Source organism: Variovorax sp. Varisp36 (genome assembly GCF_047304235.1).
Classification (GTDB): domain Bacteria; phylum Pseudomonadota; class Gammaproteobacteria; order Burkholderiales; family Burkholderiaceae_C; genus Variovorax.
The window spans coordinates 1-2076 of the sequence record NZ_JBGLYU010000094.1 but is presented as its reverse complement, the minus strand read 5'-3'; the positions used below and the strand labels follow the sequence as shown (position 1 = coordinate 2076).

At 68.0% G+C, this 2076-nt stretch carries 2 protein-coding genes; both read left to right on the top strand.

What is annotated here, in order from left to right; translation table 11 throughout:
* The coding region (locus tag ACCD11_RS28285) for a phosphopantetheine-binding protein (RefSeq protein WP_413316443.1) at positions 1–527 on the top strand (527 nt) is incomplete at its 5' end.
* A partial coding sequence (locus tag ACCD11_RS28280) for a condensation domain-containing protein (protein ID WP_413316441.1) occupies positions 527–2076 on the top strand: 1550 nt, incomplete at its 3' end. The genes ACCD11_RS28285 and ACCD11_RS28280, both read left to right, overlap by 1 nt.

The window sequence follows — 2076 nt, the reverse complement described above, 5'->3', positions numbered from 1 at the left end:
AGGCGGTGGTCATCGCCAACGAAGGCCCGACGGGCACGCGGCTCGTGGGTTACGTGTCGGGGCACGACATCGACACGACGGCACTGCGCGAACGCCTGGGCGAAGCACTGCCCGACTACATGGTGCCGAGCGTGCTGGTGGTGCTCGATGCACTGCCGCTGAACGCCAACGGCAAGGTGGACCGCAACGCGTTGCCGGCGCTGGAGTTCTCGGCGGGCAACGCATATGAAACGCCACTGGGAGAGACGGAAGAGAAGCTGTCCGCGATCTGGGCGGAAGTGCTGGGCGTGCAGCGCGTGGGCCGCAACGACAACTTCTTCGAACTCGGCGGCCATTCGCTGCTGTCCGCGCGGCTCGTGGCGCGCCTGCATGCCGCCATGCACAGCGAACTCACCATCCGCGACGTCTTCCAGTACCCGACCCTGGCTGCCATGGCTGCCCGGATCGCCGGGGCCCTCCGGGACAGCCCCGTGGTCCAGGCCCTTTCAGAAATCGATTCGCTGATCGACAGCATGGAGACCGTTTGATGGAAACCACCGCAGCCCGCCGCATCGCCGAGCGCTTCTCCCGGTTGCCGGCCGAGCAGCGCCGCGTGGTGTACGAGGGCATCCGTTCCAAGGGCCTGACGCTCGATCAGTTTCCCATCCTGCCGCGCGAAGACGCCGCGCAGGACCGCTGCCATGTCTCCTACGCGCAGTTGCGCCAGTGGTTCCTGTGGCAGCTCGATCCGCAGAGCACGGCCTATCACGTGAGCGATGCGCTCAAGCTCACGGGGGCGCTGGACGTGGACGCGGTGCGAACCAGCTTCGAGGCATTGGTGGCACGCCACGAATCGTTGCGCACGGTGTTTCGCGCCGATGCCGACGGACTCGCCGAGCAGGTGATCCGCGAGGACAGCCAACTCGACTTCTCGCTGCTGGACCTGAGCCTGGCGGACGCCGGCGCTCGCGAGGCCATGGCCCGCGAAGCGGCACGGCGCATCGGCAACACGCCCTTCGACCTGACGCGGGGACCGCTGATGAGGGTGGCGCTGATCCGCCTGGCGCCCGAAACGCACGTGCTGGTGCTGGTAATGCACCACATCGTCTCGGACGGCGGGTCGCTGCAGATCATCGTGGACGAGTTCGCGGCGCAGTACCGCGCTTGCGTGCAGCACGAAGCAGTGGTGTTGCAGCCGATGCCGATCCAGTATGCCGACTACGCAGTGTGGCAGCGGCACTGGCTGGAGGCCGGCGAGCTGGAGCGCCAGCTCGCCTACTGGAAGACGCAGCTCGGCGGGACGCAGCCGGTGCTGCAACTGCCGCTCGACCACGCCCGCAGGCTCGATGGCCGGTACGGTGCGGCCACCCACCGGTTCGAAGTGCCCGCGTCGCTGGTTCAGGGCCTGCAGAAGCGGGCCCGGCATCAGGAGGGCACGCTGTTCATGGTGCTGCTGGCCGGTTTCCAGGTGCTGCTGGGCCGCTACAGCGGCCAGGAAGACATTCGCGTGGGCGTGCCGATCGCGAATCGCCATCGCATGGAGACCGAAGGCGTGGTTGGCTTTTTCGTCAACACGCAGGTGCTGCGCGCGCTGGTGGACAGCCGCACCAGCCTGCTGCAGGTGCTGGCGCAGGCGCACGAAGCGGCGCTGGGTGCGCAGATGCATCAGGACCTGCCGTTCGAGCAACTGGTCGAAGCGCTGCAGCCGGAGCGTGTGCCGGGCATCCAGCCGTTGTTCCAGGTGTTGTTCAATCATCAGCGCGGAGATTTCTCGGGACTGGATGGGCTGCCGGGCCTTGCGCTGGAACCCTACGGCCTGGGGGCGCAGGCCGCGCAGTTCGATCTGATGCTGGTCACCGACGAGAGCCCTGACGGTCGGCTGCATGCGACGTTCAGCTATGCGGCGGAGCTGTTCGAGGCGCGGACCATGGAGCGCATGGCGGGCCACTACCTGGCGGTGCTGCAGGCCCTGGCGGACCACCCCGGACAGGCGGTGGGCGACGTGGCGCTGCTGGGCGAGGCGGAGCGTGCGCAACTGGCCTCGTGGGGTGCGTGCAGGCAGGCAGCCGAGGCGGGCGAGCCGATCCATCGGCTGAT